13 protein-coding genes are annotated in these 15644 nt (G+C 66.4%); 8 read left to right on the top strand and 5 right to left on the bottom strand.

Annotated features, from left to right (window positions below):
* Positions 1-44 precede the first annotated feature (44 nt).
* The 5 genes from WAZ62_RS19070 to WAZ62_RS19050 all read left to right on the top strand — a co-directional run bounded on the left by WAZ62_RS19070 (position 45) and on the right by WAZ62_RS19050 (position 8852).
* Positions 45-1424, top strand: coding sequence for a DUF1329 domain-containing protein (locus WAZ62_RS19070; RefSeq protein WP_422645118.1), 1380 nt, complete (start codon positions 45-47; stop codon positions 1422-1424).
* Positions 1425-1513: 89 nt separating this feature from the next.
* Positions 1514-2485, top strand: coding sequence for a WD40/YVTN/BNR-like repeat-containing protein (locus WAZ62_RS19065; protein WP_422645117.1), 972 nt, complete (start codon positions 1514-1516; stop codon positions 2483-2485).
* A gap of 32 nt (positions 2486-2517) precedes the next feature.
* The gene (locus WAZ62_RS19060; RefSeq protein WP_422645116.1) at positions 2518-4407 is read left to right on the top strand and encodes a DUF1302 family protein; all 1890 of its coding nucleotides are present in this window, start codon (positions 2518-2520) and stop codon (positions 4405-4407) included.
* A gap of 156 nt (positions 4408-4563) precedes the next feature.
* Positions 4564-7209 (top strand): LuxR C-terminal-related transcriptional regulator, encoded by a 2646-nt coding sequence (locus WAZ62_RS19055; protein ID WP_422645115.1) that lies wholly within the window; start codon positions 4564-4566, stop codon positions 7207-7209.
* Between the two features lie 146 nt (positions 7210-7355).
* On the top strand, positions 7356-8852 hold the full coding sequence (locus WAZ62_RS19050; protein WP_422645114.1) for a flavin-containing monooxygenase: 1497 nt from the start codon (positions 7356-7358) through the stop codon (positions 8850-8852).
* A 10-nt stretch (positions 8853-8862) separates the two neighbouring features.
* Here WAZ62_RS19050 and WAZ62_RS19045 read toward each other — a convergent pair whose 3' ends face one another.
* A complete protein-coding gene (locus tag WAZ62_RS19045; protein WP_422645113.1) occupies positions 8863-9837 on the bottom strand; it encodes a quinone oxidoreductase family protein in 975 nt (324 codons plus the stop codon).
* A 99-nt stretch (positions 9838-9936) separates the two neighbouring features.
* On the opposite strand from WAZ62_RS19045, the gene WAZ62_RS19040 reads away from it, so the two are divergent.
* Positions 9937-10794, top strand: a complete 858-nt coding sequence (locus tag WAZ62_RS19040; RefSeq protein WP_422645112.1) for a LysR family transcriptional regulator — start codon at positions 9937-9939, stop codon at positions 10792-10794.
* Here WAZ62_RS19040 and WAZ62_RS19035 read toward each other — a convergent pair.
* The 4 genes from WAZ62_RS19035 to WAZ62_RS19020 form a co-directional block, all read right to left on the bottom strand.
* Positions 10781-11332 carry an NADPH-dependent FMN reductase gene (locus tag WAZ62_RS19035; RefSeq protein ID WP_422645111.1) on the bottom strand — a complete coding sequence of 184 codons (552 nt, stop codon included), beginning with the start codon at positions 11330-11332 and terminating at the stop codon, positions 10781-10783. The two genes, WAZ62_RS19040 and WAZ62_RS19035, sit on opposite strands and share 14 nt — an antisense overlap.
* Before the next feature lie 62 nt (positions 11333-11394).
* On the bottom strand, positions 11395-12090 hold the full coding sequence (locus tag WAZ62_RS19030) for a pirin family protein (RefSeq protein WP_422645110.1): 696 nt from the start codon (positions 12088-12090) through the stop codon (positions 11395-11397).
* Between the two features lie 139 nt (positions 12091-12229).
* Entirely contained in the window at positions 12230-13834 is a 1605-nt protein-coding gene (locus WAZ62_RS19025) for a fatty acid--CoA ligase (RefSeq protein WP_422645109.1), read from the bottom strand.
* A gap of 164 nt (positions 13835-13998) precedes the next feature.
* On the bottom strand, positions 13999-14193 hold the full coding sequence (locus WAZ62_RS19020; protein ID WP_422645108.1) for a DUF3553 domain-containing protein: 195 nt from the start codon (positions 14191-14193) through the stop codon (positions 13999-14001).
* Positions 14194-14346: 153 nt separating this feature from the next.
* Between WAZ62_RS19020 and WAZ62_RS19015 the strand changes: the two genes are divergently transcribed.
* Positions 14347-14964, top strand: coding sequence for a histidine phosphotransferase family protein (locus WAZ62_RS19015; protein ID WP_422645107.1), 618 nt, complete (start codon positions 14347-14349; stop codon positions 14962-14964).
* 135 nt (positions 14965-15099) lie between these two features.
* Positions 15100-15644 (top strand): Hpt domain-containing protein (locus WAZ62_RS19010; RefSeq protein ID WP_422645106.1); only part of this gene is annotated, 545 nt, incomplete at its 3' end.

The following is a 15644-nucleotide window of genomic DNA, read 5'->3' as shown; positions in this document are numbered from 1 at the left end:
AACAAGAAAAACCAACCAGAAAACCCAGTCCGGGAGGAAGAGCAATGCATATCACCAAGTTCGACAAGGGCTACAGCCGCCGTCAGTTCCTGTCCAAGACGGCGCAGACCGGCCTGTCGCTCGGCATGTTGACCGCGCTCTGGCCGGAAATCGCCCGCTCGGGCGACATCACCAAGGTGTACCCGGAGGAGCTGCTCTCGATCGACGCCTACACCAAGGGCAAGATCAAGACCGGCGACATCGTCGACGCCAACAATGTCGACATCGTGAAGGACCTGCTCGATCCCATCGCCTACAAGCAGGTGAAGGAAATGGGGCGCAAGATCCGGATCGTGAAGACGACGACCGATGTCACCCGCATGTTCCCGCACAAGTATCTGGAAGCGACGCTCAGCAACAAGGGCAAGGCCAAGTTCGACGCGACGGGCAATGTCGTGATCGACAATGGCGACCCCTGGATCGGCGGCAGCCCGTTCCCGGACGCCAAGACCGGCCTCGAGGCTTTCGCCAACATCACCCTGTCGTGGGGTCGCCACGACCAGACGCTCTACGCCATCAAGGACTGGGACATCTCGCCGAGCGGCACCGTGTCCTACCAGTATGATTTCTGCTGGTGCGAACAGAACACCACGGGTCTCCTCAGCAATCCCGAAGGCCCCTACTGGCAGGGCAAGAAGGATCGCGCCCGCTATCAGTCGGTGTGGTTCGTCTCGCCGAACGACGTGCGCGGCACCTCGTTCCTGAACGAATGGTATTACGACCAGACCCAGTTCCCGGATCTGTTCGGTTACCTGCCCGCCTTCAAGCGCGAGCGCCGCTTCCCGACCAACCAGCGTTTCGAGCCGCTGGTGCCGGGCATCACCATCTTCCTGTCGGACGCCTGGGCGGCCGGCGATCCCATGCTGACCTGGGGTAACTACAAGGTCATCGAGACCAAGCCGCACCTCGGCGCCGTCTCCGAGAACTGGGCGGGCGACGATCCGAACTGGGAAAAGCCGGCCCATGGCGGCCCGAAGGATCAGACCTTCTGGCTCTCGAACATGGAACTCTGCCCCGAGGTGCTGGTGGTCGAATGCGAGCCGACGGGTTACCCGCGCGCGCCCGTGGGCAAGAAGCGGGTCTATATCGACACCCGCAACATGATGTTCGTCGCCTATCTCACCTACGATCGTCGCGGCGAGATGTGGAAGTCGTTCGAGCCGGCGTTCAGCCTCTACGACACCGGCAAGAACAAGGTGATGGACGGCGACCATGTGCATTGGTCGTGGGGCCATTTCACCTGCCACGACATCCAGTCGAACCGCATGAGCCGCGCGCTGAAGGCCAAGGAAATCACCGGCGGTTACAAGTCCGGCTTCAACCAGGGCGACGGCCTCCACGACCAGTATCTGACCATTCAGGCGATCCGGCGCCTCGGCGCCTGATCCCCGGTCGGAACAGCAGCAAGAAAAGCAACGATGGGCCGGCGGGATCAACCGCCGGCCCGACAGGGCGGAAACAGGGGTAACAGGATATGGGAAGCAGGATCGGGGGCATCGGTATCGGCCTTGTCGCGTCACTCGGCGGTCTGCTGATGGCGGCGGGCGCGGCCATGGCCGGGGCGGGCCCGGCGCTCGACACCGTGCGTCAGGGCACGACTCACGAGGCCATCTACTGTCTGTCCGAGAACGGCAACGAACGCCTGGCGGCGGGCGTGCCCAACTTGCTCTTCACGAGCAGCGATGCCGGCCAGACCTGGCAGCGCGTGACCGAGGTCAACAGCACCAGCGCCTATCTCGGCTGCGCGCTGAAGAATGATGTCGCCCTCGTCGTTGGGCAACAGGGCGTGATGCTGCGGCGGGACGCCAAGGGCTGGGCCAAGATCGATGGCGGCACCGATGCCCGGTTGTTCTCGGTTGATGCCAACGACGCCGGGCGGGCCATCGCGGTCGGCGCCTTTGGCACCATTCTCGTTTCGTCCGATACCGGACGGAGCTGGAAGAAGATCGATTTCGACTGGTCGCGCACCAACGACCAGGGTTTCGAGCCGCATCTCTATTCAGCCAGCATCGCGACCGATGGCACCATGACCGTGGTTGGCGAATTCGAGCTGATCATGCGCTCGAAGGATGGCGGCGCGACCTGGGACGTCACCCATATCGGCACCGCCTCGCTGTTCGACCTGAAGATCGAGAAAAGCGGCACCGGCTATGCCGTCGGCCAGGACGGCAAGGTCCTGCGCACCCGCGACGGCGGCGCGACCTGGGACACGGTCGACAGCGGCAGCAAGGCCAACCTCCTCGGCATCGCCCGGGGCGAGGACGGCAAGACCCTGATCACCGGGATGCGCACCATGCTGGTCGCGACCGACGAGGCAACCAAGCTGGTTCCGTTGGTGGCGGGCGACGTGGCCACCACCTGGTATCAGCCGGCGATCGCCGCCAAGGGCAGCGGCTGGATCGTTGGCGGTCACACCGGGCGTATCGTCCGCGTCGGCCAGAACTGAAGACCGCGCGTCAGGGACCAGGGGGGGAAACCATGTCCAGAAAGAAACAGGCGGGCACCGCCGGCATCATCGCGGGCAGCATCATCGGCGGGGCCTTGTTCGGGCTGGTGGTTCCGGCGCTCGCGATCGATTTCTCCATCTCCGGCTTCATTCGCCAGGAAATGGCGATCAAGCTGAGCGACAAGGAAAACCAGGCCAATAATCACGGCAACCCGTTCAACGGCAAGGATGTCCCGCTCGAGCCGCTCGGCCTCGATCTGTCCACGGTGACGGGCGTGAACAATCTGCTGGGCAGCCTTGGTCTTCCGGGGTTGAGCGATATCACCCAGCCCCTGTTCGGCTCGGCGGCGACCCTGCCGCCGACCGGCCGGCGCGATGTCCGGACCGCGAAGAATGATTTCAATCTCTTCGCGACCCGCCTCGAGGTGAACATGGCGGCGGCGATCGACGCGAACTGGAGCGCGCGGCTGACGGTTCGGGGCTATTACGACTGGAACACCTATGACGACAACGCCGATGTGAATTACTTCGAGACGCAGATGCGCAGCGGTGGTGGCGGCACCCCGCTCGAATACGCCGAGAAGGATTTCATGATCGACCTGCCGGTGGCGACGGTCGATTACACCAATGGTCCGCTGTTCGTCCGCATGGGCAACCAGCAGATCGCCTGGGGCGAGGCGATCTTCTTCCGCGTGATGGACGTGCCCGCCGGTCTCGACTATCGCCGGCATCTGATCTTCGAGCCGGCGATCGAGGAATATGGCGACAAGCGCGTGCCGGCCCTCGGCATCCGCGCGTCCTATCAGGTAACGTCGGAATGGGAAGTCGAAGGTTTCGTCCAGAAATTCGAGCCGACGCTCTATCCCAATCCCTCGTCGCCCTACAACGTGGTGCCGGACCAGTTCACTGTGCACGAGCGCTACAAGGGCTACGCCGATGACCTGTGGAATGTCGGCGGACGCATCCGCGGTCAGATCGGCAACCTCGGCCTGCAGTTCATCGCCGTCTCGCGTCACAATCCCGACGGCGTCTACCGCTGGACCAAATCGGGCGTGAATCGCGATCTGCCGGTTCTGCCGGGTTCGGGCGCCACCCTGGCCGAGACACCGTTCGAGGTCGATCAGGAGAACGGGGTGAAGAGCCAGGAGGAATGGTACTGGTACGCCAACAGCATCCGGCTCGACGGCACCCACGGTCTCAATGCCGCGGTCGACGATTTCCAGCCGGCGACCGGCGCCCTGACCGCCTATAACGTCGGCGACAGCGATGCCCTGGCGCGCGGCGAACTCGACACGTTCTTCTGGCTGTCGGGCGGCCTGCGCGGTCACCTCGAGCGCGTTTTCCCCTACGAGAATGTCTTCGGCGCCAGCGTGAACTATGTCTTCGACGCGGAGCCCGGCACATTCCTCGAACAGCTGATCGCCCGCCTCGAGGTCACCTATACCCCGGACCGGACCTTCACCAATCCGACCCTCGCCCAGGAGTTCATCAAGGAAGACCAGTGGGCCTTCGCCGCCGTGTTCGAGAAATGGCACCGCTGGAGCGAGGATTTCCCGGCGGCCTACATGGTCATGCAGTTCATGTACAAGAACGGCAGCGACATCTTCGACGTCGGCACCCGCCACCTGTCGGGTTATGACTCGACATCGACGTCGCCGCCGACCGGTGTCGACTATTCGGCGGCGATCGCCTTCGCCGGGTTCCAGCCCTCGCCCTCGCTCGAATGGAAGTTCGAATGGGCGGTGCTTTATGAAATCGACGGCGGCTGGTTCTTCCAGCCGGGCCTGCGCTGGAAACCCAACGACAAGTGGGAGGCGAATATCTACGCCAATATCGTCGTCGCCGAGGAGGATGGCCGGTCCGCCATCGCCTTGGTCGATTACGTCGACGAAGTGGCCCTGCGCGTAACCTATCAGTTCTAGTTCGGTCCCCGGCCCCCCAGCCGGTACTCGGGGAGGAGGAGGAACCTCCACGCCTCCTCCCCTTTTTTTTGAATACGGGGTGAAACACGGCGACTATAAGATTGAAGAAATAAAGGCACCGGCATCAATGCCGGGCACGAAGTCGGGGGGAAATCGATGGGGACGAAAAAGCCGCCGTCACTGGTCAGGAGCGCGAAGGCGCGGCCGACACCGTTGCGGCAATGGACCGTGCGGCGGGACGGATTGCTGGCGAGACTGTCGGCGGAAGCATCGGGAATGCAGGCGATCGTGATCGAGGCGCCGCCCGGTTACGGCAAATCGACCGTGATGCGGCAATGGCTGGAGATGCGGACCGAGCAGGGCTGGCGCACGGCCTGGCTGTCGCTCGATGTGCTCGATGACGAGCCGGGGCGCTTCGCCTCGCTCATGATCGGTGCCTTTCCGGGCCTGTGCCGCCAGTCGGTCATTCTCGGGTCGGGCGAATTGCAGGAAATCGAGGATGTGGTCGACCGTCTGCTGTCCCACGACTTCAGCGAGCGTCCGGCCGCGCTCTTCATCGACGATTTCCACGTCGTCACCAATGCCTCTATCCATCGGGCGATCGGACGGCTCGCCGCCCAGGCGCCGGAAGGTCTCCAACTGGTGATGAGCAGTCGCATCGCCCTGCCCATGGCCCTCGCCAAGGCGCGGCTGGCCGGCGCGGTCATGGTGCTGCGCGAATCCGATCTTGCCCTTGACGCCGCGGAGGCGCGGCGTCTGCTCGGCAATATCTGCAAGCGCGAGATCGATCCCGGACAGTCGGAGCGGTTGCGCCATCGCGCCGGCGGCTGGGCCGCCATGCTGCAGATGGCGGGCCTCGCCCTCGAAGCCTCCGAGAGTCCGAGCCTGTTCGTCGACGAATTTTCGGGCACCGACGTCGAGGTGTCGCGCTATCTGTGCGAGGTCACCCTCGACCTGCAGCGGCCCGAGGTGCGGCGCCTGCTGCTCGCGACCTCGCCTCTCGACATGTTCTCGCCGGAACTCTGCACGGCGCTGACCGGGCTGGAGAATGCCCGCGCCCTGCTGGCCGAGATCGAGGATCGCCACCTGCTGCTGATCCCGCTCGATCGTCAGCGGCGCTGGTTCAAGTATCACGCGCTGTTCCGCGAATTCCTGGAATCCCGCCTCGATGTCGACCATCCGGGGGAAAAACAACGCCTGCTTTCCGCGGCCAGCACCTGGTTTCACGGGGTGGGGGAGGTGGAACTGGCGGTTGAACATGCCCTGCGCGCGGACGATCACGAAAAGGCCGCCGCCTTTGCCTCGGACCGGGTGACCGACATCGCCCTGAACCGGGGCGAACATGCGACGGTGCAGCGCTGGATCAGCAACCTGCCGGGCGAAATCATCGACCGTTACCCCTCGCTGAAAATCGGCCTCGCCTGGGCCTTCACCTTCCGACAGCGTCATGCCGAGGCCGGGCGTCTGTTGGCGAGTGTCGAGGCCGATGTCCAGGCCGCCCTCAACCTCGACAAGATCACCGAGGAACAGGCGGCGGAAACCCTGTCCACCTGCGACATGATCCGGGCGATCGCGGCGACGGCCGCCGATCGCTACGCCGTCGCCGGCAAGCTGTTCCGCGCCTTCGACCGCAAGTGGACGCGGACCGGCCTCATGGAACAGGCCTCGATCATCATCGGCAATGCCTATACCGCCCTGGCCCTCGGCCGGCCACGGGAAGCCCGGCGGCTTCTCGAACAGTCGGACGATGTGGTCGTTCGCAGCCGGGCGCCCTACGCCTATGGCTGGAGCTCGATCGTGAAGGCGCGCCTTGCCCTGTTCGAGGGCAAGCTGACGGAGGTGGTGGAGAAATCGACCATCGCTCTCGAAAGCAAGGATGTCGACCTCCGTCCGGTCGGCTTCGTGCGCGAATTGATGTCGGCCTGCCTCGCCGAGGCGCATTACGAGGCGAACCGCCTCGAAGAGGCGCGCCAGGCGATGGACGAGGCCGGCGAGGCGGCCCTTGGCCATGTCACGGTGGAACTGGGCGAAAGCGCCAGCCGGGTGTTGGCGCGGCTGGCCATGGCCTCGGGCCAGGTGGAGGAGGCGCTGTCCATCCTGCGACGTTCGATCGGCCTTGCCCAGCAGGCGGGGCTGCCTCGCCTCGTCGATCTTCTGGGCGGCGAGATGGCGACCTGCCTGATCCGCGCCGGCCGGCTGGAGGAGGCCTTCCTGGTCGATCAGGAAATGGGCCTGTCCCAGCCGACGACCGAGGAATTCGCGGCATCGATGGACATGCGCCAGCTGACCCAGGCGCGCCTGTCCCTGGCGCGGGGCGATATCGGCCGGGCATCCCGCCTGGTGGCGACCCTGTTGAACCGGGTCCGCTCGACCGGGCAGGTCCGGCTGGAAATCTCCACCCTCTGCATCGCGGCCGGGGCCCAGGCCCAGCTGGGCGACGCGGCGGAAAGCCGGCGCCTCGCCACCCAGGCCAAGCTGACGGCGGCCCAGGCCGGTTTCCGCCGCTCGGTCATCGACGAGGATTACCTGCTCAATCCCCTGACCGAGCGCCAGCCGACGCCGACCCCCGATTTCGCCCTGCCGGACGTCGGCGCTGTCGGCGGGCTGAACGGCCTGTCCCACCGCGAGGGCCATGTTCTCACCCTGATCTCCCAGGGCCTGACCAACCGCGATATCGCCGAGGCGCTGGTCCTGTCGGAAGAAACGGTGAAATGGCACATGCGCAACATCACCAAGAAGCTGAATGCCCGCAACCGCACTCATGCGGTGCAGATCGCGCGCCAGTCGGGGCTGCTCCATTGAGGTTGGAATTAATCTATTTCAACTGACAAAGGTTTCCCTATAATGCGGCCGGCGCCGGCCCGTCGGCCGCGCAAAGACCCCGGTGCACGGGGCTTGGACAAGACCGGCCGGGGCGCGCAGCCCATGGCTCATCCGGGGGAGAGCCGATGGCGCTCGAGCATGTCGATGTATTGATCGTGGGCGCCGGCCTGTCCGGCATCGGTGCCGCCTGGCACCTGAAGACCTATTGCCCGGGCAAGAGCTACGCCATTCTCGAGGGGCGGGAGCGGCTGGGCGGGACCTGGGACCTGTTCCGCTATCCCGGCATCCGCTCGGACAGCGACATGTATACCCTCGGCTATTCCTTCAAGCCCTGGACCGACGCCAAGGCGATCGCCGATGGTCCGTCCATCCTGCGCTACATGACCGAAGTCGCGAAGGACGGCGGCATTCGGGATCACATCCGTTACGGCCTCAAGGTGAAATCCGCCGCCTGGTCGTCCGAGAATGGGGCCTGGACGGTCGAAGCCGAGAAGACGGCGACCGGCGAAGTGGTGCGCCTTTCGTGCAGCTTCCTTTACGGCTGCAGCGGCTATTACAATTACGACGAAGGTTTCACCCCCGAATTTCCGGGACGCGAGGCGTATCAAGGCCGTTTCGTCCATCCCCAGCACTGGCCGGAAGACCTCGATTACACCGGCAAGAAGGTGGTGATCATCGGCTCGGGCGCGACCGCGGTGACCCTCGTGCCGGCGATGGCGAAGACGGCGGGGCACGTCACCATGCTGCAGCGCTCGCCGACCTATGTCATCTCCCGCCCGGGCGAGGACAAGCTGGCGAATAGTTTACGCAAATATCTGCCGGCCGGGCTCGCCTATGGCATCACGCGGTGGAAGAACGTCGCCCTCGGCATGTTGTTCTTCCAGCTGTCGCGCCGCCGCCCCGAGAAGGTGAAGCAGCAGATCATCGGCCTCATCCGCAAGCAGCTCGGCCCCGATTTCGACGTCGAGAAGCATTTCAGCCCGGCCTACAAGCCGTGGGACCAGCGCGTCTGCCTGGTGCCCGACGGCGATCTGTTCAGGATGCTGCGCGAGGGCAAGGCCTCGGTCGTCACCGACCATATCGAGAGCTTCACCGAAAAGGGCATCCGCCTGAAATCGGGCGAGGAACTGGAGGCGGATATCATCGTCTCGGCCACCGGGCTGAAGTTGCTGTTCCTCGGCGGCATGACGCTGTCGGTCGACGGGCGGAAGGTCGTGGCCAGCGAGCTTTATAACTACCGGGGCATGATGTATTCGGATGTGCCCAATCTGGTCACCGCCTTCGGCTACACCAATGCCTCCTGGACGCTGAAGGCGGATCTCACGGCCGAGCGGGTGTGCCGCCTGCTGAACCACATGGATCGGCACGGTTACACCAGCGCGACGCCGCGCCTGACCGATGCCGAGGTGAAGCCCGAGCCTTTCATCGATTTCTCGTCGGGTTACGTTCAGCGCGCCTTGCAGGACTTTCCGCGTCAGGGCTCGAAGCGGCCGTGGAAGCTCTACCAGAATTATCTGCTCGATATCTTCACCCTGCGTTACGGCAAGCTCGACGACGGGGCGCTCCAGTTCGGGGGCAAGACGAAGGCCCCGGCCCGCGCCGCGCCGAAGGAAGCGGCGTAAGGCGCCGCCCTCACGTCCGCAGCAGGATCGACCCCGTGGTCCTGCCGGATTCGAGGGCGCGGTGGGCCTCGGCCGCATCGGTCAGGGGGTATTCCGCGCCGACGGTGATGCGAAGCCCGTCCTCGATCATGTCGAACAGATCGGCGGCGGCTTCCCGATAGGACGCGGGATCATGGGCATAGGCAAGGACGCTGGGCCGCGCGAGGGCGAGGGAGCGGCGCGGCCCGAGGTCTGCGACCTTGATATCGGGCAGGCTGCCGCCCGCCTGGCCGATGCTGACGACGGTGCCGAACAGGCCGACCGCGTCCAGCGTCTTCAGCAAGGTCTCGCCCCCGATGCCGTCATAGGCGACATCGGCGCCCTTGCCGCCGGTCAGGCGGCGCACCTCGGCGACGAAATCCTGCTCCTTGTAGAGGATCGCGTGATCGAGCCCATGCTCCATCGCGATCCGCGCCTTGTCCTCGCTGCCGACGGTGCCGATCACCCGGGCGCCCAGGCATTTGGCCCATTGGGTCAGGACAAGGCCGATGCCGCCCGCCGCCGCCTGGACGAGAAGGGTTACCCCCGGCCCGACCGGGAACACCCGGTGCAGCAGCATGTGGACGGTGATGCCGCGCAGCATGGCGGCGGCGGCCGTCGCCGTGGCGATGGAGGCGGGCAGGGGGATCAGGCGCTCGGCCGGGATATTGCGCACCTCGGCATAGCCGCCGATGGGCAGGCCGGCATAGGCGACGCGCTGGCCGACGCGAAGGCCGACGACATCGGGGCCGATGGCCTCGATCACGCCCGCGCCCTCGACACCGGGCACGGCGGGCAGGCCGGGCACCGGATAAAGCCCCTGGCGGTGATAGATATCGACGAAATTGACCCCGATCGCGCCCTGGCAAAGGCGGACCTCGCCCGCGCCCGGCAGGGGCACGTCGGCGTTCCGGGGCAGCAGGACCTCGGCGCCGCCATGGGCGGCAAGGGCGATGGAAAGGGACATGGCGCGCTCCTGTCGGGGAAAGGACGGGGGCAGGTTAGGACCGGGGAGGCACGCTGAAAATCTGGTGATGTCGCGCCCGATCTGTGCGAATTTGCGCAGATGAGCAATTGGGACGATTTGCGCTTCTTCGCCGCCCTCGCGCGCCTCGGCAGCCTGTCGGCGGCGGCGCGGGCGCTGCAGACCGATCACACCACGGTGGCCCGGCGCATCGCGGCGCTGGAGGCGCGCCTTGGCGTCAAGCTGTTCGATCGCTTGCCGCGCGGCTATGCCCTGACCGACGAGGGGGCGGCGCTGACTGCCCGTCTCGGCGCGGTCGAGGACGCGGTGCTGGCCTTCGAGCGCCAGGCGGGCGGCGCCGGGCAGGAGATCCGGGGCGTGGTGCGCCTGGGGGCGCCGCCGGCCTTCGGCAGCCAATGGCTGATGCCGCGCCTCGCGCCGCTGCTGGACCGCCATCCGGGCCTGGTGCTCGACCTCTCGGTCGCCAATGCCGTGACCAATCTCTCGCGGCGGGAGGTCGATCTGTCCTTGCGTCTATACCGCCCGGAAGACCGGGGGCTGGTCGCGCGCCATGTCGGGCGCCTGACCTATGGGCTCTATGGCCGGCGCGACTATGTCGCGCGAGGGGATGATTGGCGTTACATCGGCTATGACGGCGAGCTGGCCGATGTGCCGCAGCAATGCTGGCTGCGCGAACTGGCGGGGGCGGCCGGCATCGGCCTGATGACCAACGATCTGACGGCCATGCTGGCGGCCCTGCGCGCCGGCATGGGCGTCGCGGTGGTGCCCCATGTCCTTGCCGAAGGGGACGAGCTGGTCTGCCTGCGCGACGGGCCGGAGGCGACGCGGGACCTCTGGCTCGTCGTGCATCCCGACATGCGGCGCAGCCCCCGCGTCCGCGCCGTCATGGATGCGCTGGTCGAGGTCACCGCCCCCCTGCGGGCCATCACTTCCCGATGAAACCGGCGAATCCCGCGAGATAGGGGCCGAGCTGGGCGGCGACATCGGCGTCCTGCAGGGCGTTCTCGGCATCGAAAGCCTTTCCGGCGCGGGAGACCATCAACCGCCCCTCGGACCAGTGTTTCGTGCCGAGGGCGCGCAGGACCTGCAGCCAATGCGTCTGGGACAGGATGGTGCCGAAGCCGCCGGGCGAGGCGCCGGCAAGGGCGACCGGCTTGCCGGCGAAGAGCTTGCCGCCGGCGACCCCGCCCCGCGACAGCCAGTCGATCGCGTTCTTGAACACGCCGGGCATGCCGTTGTTGTATTCCGGCGTCGACAGGATCACCCCGTCCGCCGCGGCGATCCTGGTCGCGAGGGCCGCCACCGCCGGCGGAATGCCGTCGGCGGCTTCCGCGTCGCCATCGTAGAGCGGCACGCCGTGCAGCGTCGCGATCTCGAATTCGACCCCATCGGGCAGATGCCGCGCCATGGCGTGAAGCAGGGCGGTGTTGAACGAAGCCCGGCGCAGGCTGCCGGAAATGCCGAGAATGCGGGTCATGTCATCCACCCCAAAAAAAGCGGCGCGGCGGATCGCGCCGCCGCGCCATGGTCCGTGTTTCTTCAGGCCGCGTCCACCAGGACGACTTCCGCGTCCTCGATCGCCCTGACCGTGATGCGGTCGAGGCCGGTGATGGCCGCGCCGTCGCGGGTGTCGACGATCACGCCGTCGATCTCGACCTTGCCCAGGGAGGGCACCAGATAGGCGTGGCGCTCGGGCGTCAGCTCATAGGTCGCGCTTTCGCCCGCCTTCAGGGTCGCGCCCAGCACCCGCGCGTCGGTGCGGATGGGCAGGGCATCCTCGTCGCCGAAGCCGCTGGCCAGCGTGACGAAGCGGCCGGCCCGGTCATCCTTGGGGAAAGGCTTCGCCCCCCAGGACGGCGCCGCGCCGCGGCTGGTCGGATGGATCCAGATCTGGAAGATCTGGGTATCCTCATCCTCCAGATTATATTCCGAATGGCGGATGCCCGAGCCGGCGGACATCACCTGCACGTCGCCCGCCTCGGTCCGGCCGGCATTGCCCAGGCTGTCCTTGTGGCTGATGGCGCCCTTGCGGACATAGGTGATGATTTCCATGTCGGCATGGCCATGCGGGGGGAAGCCGCTCTGGGCCGCGATCGTATCGTCGTTCCAGACCCGGATGCTGCCCCAGCCCAGGCGGCTGCGGTCGAAATAGTCGCCGAAGGCGAAGTGATGCTTGGCGCGCAGCCAGCCATGGTCGGCGGCGCCGAGGCTCTTGAAGGGGCGAAGTTCGATCATGGTCCCATCTCCCGTTTTTGCGGGCCACCCTTGGCGGCCGTCCATGGACAGAAGGTAGGGGGTTTCCTGATCGTGAAAAATGGGGCGCCACGAAAGGGATTGTTTCCCTTTCGTGGTCAATGGCCCTGGGCGTGTCCCCTCAGTTCACCTGGCGGTCGCGGCCTTCCCAATAGGGTTTGCGCAGTTCCCGCTTCAGCAATTTGCCAGACGGGTTGCGCGGCAGGCTGTCGGCGAAATCGACGGTCTTGGGCGCCTTGTAGGCGGCGATGCGTTGGCGGGCGAAGGCGATGATGTCGGCGGCATCGGCGCTTTCGCCCGGCTTCAGCACGACGACGGCCTTGACCGCCTCGCCCCATCTGTCGTCGGGCACGCCGATCACCGCGACATCGGCGATGGCGGGATGGCCATAGAGCGCGCTCTCGACCTCGGCCGGATAGATGTTCTCGGCGCCCGAGACGATCATGTCCTTCACCCGGTCATGGATATAGACGTAGCCGTCGGCATCCGTGTAACCGGCATCGCCCGTGTGCAGCCAGCCGTCGCGAAGGGTTTTCACCGTCTCGTCCGGCCGGCCCCAGTACCCGAGCATGTTGAGGCCGGACCGGGTCACGATTTCGCCGACCTCGCCCGGCGGCACATCCTGGCCGAGGGCATCGACGATCCGCACCTCGACGCCGGGCAGGGGCTTGCCGCAACTGCGCATCCGCGGGCTGCCGGCCGGATCGTGATCGGCGGGCGGCAGGCAGATGGCGGCGCCACAGGTCTCGGTCAGGCCATAGCCCTGCACGAAGTCGCAGGCGAACATGTTCATCGCCGAGCGCAGCAGGTCGAGGGGAATGGGCGCGGCGCCGTAGAGGATGGTCTTCAGGCTGGAGACATCGGTGTTGGCGGCCGCCGGATGCTGGACGAGGAACAGCACGACCGCCGGCACGAAGAGGGCGCGGGTGATGCCCTCCCGCTCGATCGTCGCCAGGATCCTGGCCGGATCGACCTCCGGCAGGACATGGACCGAAGCGCCGACCGAGAGGCCGAACATGCCCCAGTTCGAGCCGGCGACATGGAAATTCGGCATGCACATGATCAGCCGGTCGACCCCCGGCAGCCAATGGCCATAGGTGCCGATCTCGGCCGCCTTCATGGCTTCGAGGACATTGCCGTTGGTCAGCATCACGCCCTTGGGGTGGCCCGTGGTGCCCGAGGTATAGAGCTGGATCGCGACATCGTCGGCCGTGGTCGGCAGCAGGGGGTCTGTCGCGGGTGCATCCGCCAGCCAGTCTTCCCAGCCGATGCCATCGGCGCCGCCCTCGCCCATGACGATGATGCGCCGGACCTGCGGCAATTCGGGCAGGATCTGGCGGATCAGCGGCAGGAACTCCGGCCCGACCATGAGGATTTCGGCGCCGCTGTCCCTGACGATATAGGCGACTTCCGGCGGCGCCAGGCGCCAGTTCACGGCGACGAGAACCGCATTGGCCTTGGCCGCGCCGACATAGGCTTCGTAATACCCGTCGGAATTCCTGGCGAAGAAGACGATCCGGGCGCCGGGGCCGGCGCCGTCGCGGATCAGGGCATTGGCGACCTGCGAGCAGCGGTCGTTCCAGCGCGCGAAGGACGATACCCGTCCGTCGAAGACAAGGGCGGTGGCATCCGGCCGAAGTTTCGCGTGGTGGCGAGGAATATCACCGACCGTGCGAATGAGCCCGTCCGTTACCGCCATCGATCCCGTGGCCGCTCCCCCGTCCATATGCGCGCTCCCCTATCATCTGCTTGTTGTGGTTCGAACCCTGTCGCGATGACTTGGTCCTGTTTATGGGGAAGGCGAGGGCCGGGCGCAAGCCACCCGGTGCCGCGGGCGGCGACGTGAACACAGTGTTTCCCGGAAAAGGCCGGGCTTCCCGGGAAGGGCCGTCAGGCCTCGGTGTCGCCGACGGGTTCGAGATCGATCACGGCGATATTGATCAGCCTCTTGCCCGCGTGTTCGAAATTGACCGTCACCCGCGCGCCGACGACGCTCTGCACCTGGCCGATGCCCCAGTCCGGCTCGCCCGGGTGGCGGACCCGCGCGCCGGGCGTCAGCAATGTCGTGGCGGTGTGTCCATGCATGGTGGTCTCCCGGCCCCGGGCTTGGGGCGCCGGCCCTCCCTCGCAGTAGCGCGGGGGGCGGGGCTGGTTTATGGTGCGGTCGCGCCAGTGTCGTCCCTTGCCGCCATGGCGGCAATGCCCCGCTGTTTCCTTGTCCGTCTTTCGTGGCCTTCGATGACTGATCCTCTCCTGCTTGCCGGCCTGCTCTGTTCGCGTTTGTGCCACGATCTGGTCGGCCCGGTCGGGGCTGTCGTCAACGGGGTCGAGCTTCTGACGGATACCGATGAAGGCGCGGACGAGGAAGAGCTGCGGGATCAGTCGATCGCTCTCGTCGGTGAAAGCGCGGCCGAGCTTTCGGCGCGTCTGCGTCTGTTCCGGCTGGCGTTCGGTGCCGCCGCCGATGGCTCCATCGTCGGACATGACGAGATCGCCGACGTGCTTTCGCCGGTCATGCAGGGCCGGCGCATCACCGTGACGATCGACGGCGCGCGCGACGGGCTTGAAAGATCCGTCGCCAAGATCGGCCTGCTGATGGCGCTGATCGGCGCCGATTGCCTCTATCGCGGCGGGCGAATGTCGCTTGGTTTCGGCGCCGATGGCGGCATCCTGGTGCGGGTCGCCGGTGATCGCTGCACCTTGCCGGCCAGCCATGCCGCGGTCCTGGCCGGGGACGAGGCGGACATCGAGCCGCGCACCGCGCCCATCGCCTATGTCCTTGGCATCGCGGCGCAGGGCGGCCGCCGCCTCACCTGCGCGACCGGCGAGGCGATGGTGGAGTTCCGCCTCGACTGAACGGGCGGTGGCCGGAATTGCCGGCGGCGTTCATCGAATCTTTACTCCCCCGGCGGCAGCATTGGCCCCATCGAACGAGATGTTTTCGCGCAACGGCGGCTGCGAGCCTGTCGGCGCCTGACTTCGGGGGTGCCCGTGGACGACCTGCTCCAAGAATTCCTCACCGAGACGGCGGAGAACCTCGACGTCGTCGACGTCGAGATCGTCAAACTTGAACAGGATCCGAACAACCGCGAGGTCCTGTCCAACATCTTCCGTCTCGTCCACACCATCAAGGGAACCTGCGGCTTTCTCGGCCTGCCCCGGCTGGAAGCGGTCGCCCATGCCGGTGAAAACGTGCTGGGCAAGTTCCGCGCCGGCGAGATGGAGGTGACCGAGGACGCGGTCAGCCTGATCCTCGAAGCCATCGACGCGATCAAGGCCATTCTCAAGGTGTTGGGCGAAACCGAGCAGGAACCGCCGGGCAATGATGCCGCGATCATTTCCCGGCTCGACGATCTCGCCGAAGGACGCCACACGCCGGCCCCGGCATCCGCTCCGGCCCCGGCGCTGGTCGTCCCGACGATGCCCCCGCGTGCCCTGAAGCCGGGCGAAGTGTCGCTGGACGAGCTCGAGGCCGCCTTCCAGATGGCGCCCGGGCCCGACGCGATCGCCGCCGGCGCGGCCCCGCTCCTCTCGGA

The sequence above is a fragment of the Zavarzinia sp. genome, assembly GCF_049306435.1.
Taxonomy (GTDB): domain Bacteria; phylum Pseudomonadota; class Alphaproteobacteria; order Zavarziniales; family Zavarziniaceae; genus Zavarzinia.
The sequence above is the reverse complement of the archived record's forward strand: the minus strand, read 5'-3'. Positions and strand labels throughout refer to the sequence as shown.

Coding starts and splice junctions, on each gene's coding strand:
- WAZ62_RS19035 (WP_422645111.1), bottom strand. CDS start 11,332: ATGACCCGCATTCTCGGCATTTCCGGCAGCCTGCGCCGGGCTTCGTTC.
- WAZ62_RS19045 (WP_422645113.1), bottom strand. CDS start 9,837: ATGTCCCTTTCCATCGCCCTTGCCGCCCATGGCGGCGCCGAGGTCCTG.
- WAZ62_RS19040 (WP_422645112.1), top strand. CDS start 9,937: ATGAGCAATTGGGACGATTTGCGCTTCTTCGCCGCCCTCGCGCGCCTC.
- WAZ62_RS19050 (WP_422645114.1), top strand. CDS start 7,356: ATGGCGCTCGAGCATGTCGATGTATTGATCGTGGGCGCCGGCCTGTCC.
- WAZ62_RS19030 (WP_422645110.1), bottom strand. CDS start 12,090: ATGATCGAACTTCGCCCCTTCAAGAGCCTCGGCGCCGCCGACCATGGC.
- WAZ62_RS19065 (WP_422645117.1), top strand. CDS start 1,514: ATGGGAAGCAGGATCGGGGGCATCGGTATCGGCCTTGTCGCGTCACTC.
- WAZ62_RS19055 (WP_422645115.1), top strand. CDS start 4,564: ATGGGGACGAAAAAGCCGCCGTCACTGGTCAGGAGCGCGAAGGCGCGG.
- WAZ62_RS19025 (WP_422645109.1), bottom strand. CDS start 13,834: ATGGACGGGGGAGCGGCCACGGGATCGATGGCGGTAACGGACGGGCTC.
- WAZ62_RS19060 (WP_422645116.1), top strand. CDS start 2,518: ATGTCCAGAAAGAAACAGGCGGGCACCGCCGGCATCATCGCGGGCAGC.
- WAZ62_RS19070 (WP_422645118.1), top strand. CDS start 45: ATGCATATCACCAAGTTCGACAAGGGCTACAGCCGCCGTCAGTTCCTG.
- WAZ62_RS19020 (WP_422645108.1), bottom strand. CDS start 14,193: ATGCATGGACACACCGCCACGACATTGCTGACGCCCGGCGCGCGGGTC.
- WAZ62_RS19015 (WP_422645107.1), top strand. CDS start 14,347: ATGACTGATCCTCTCCTGCTTGCCGGCCTGCTCTGTTCGCGTTTGTGC.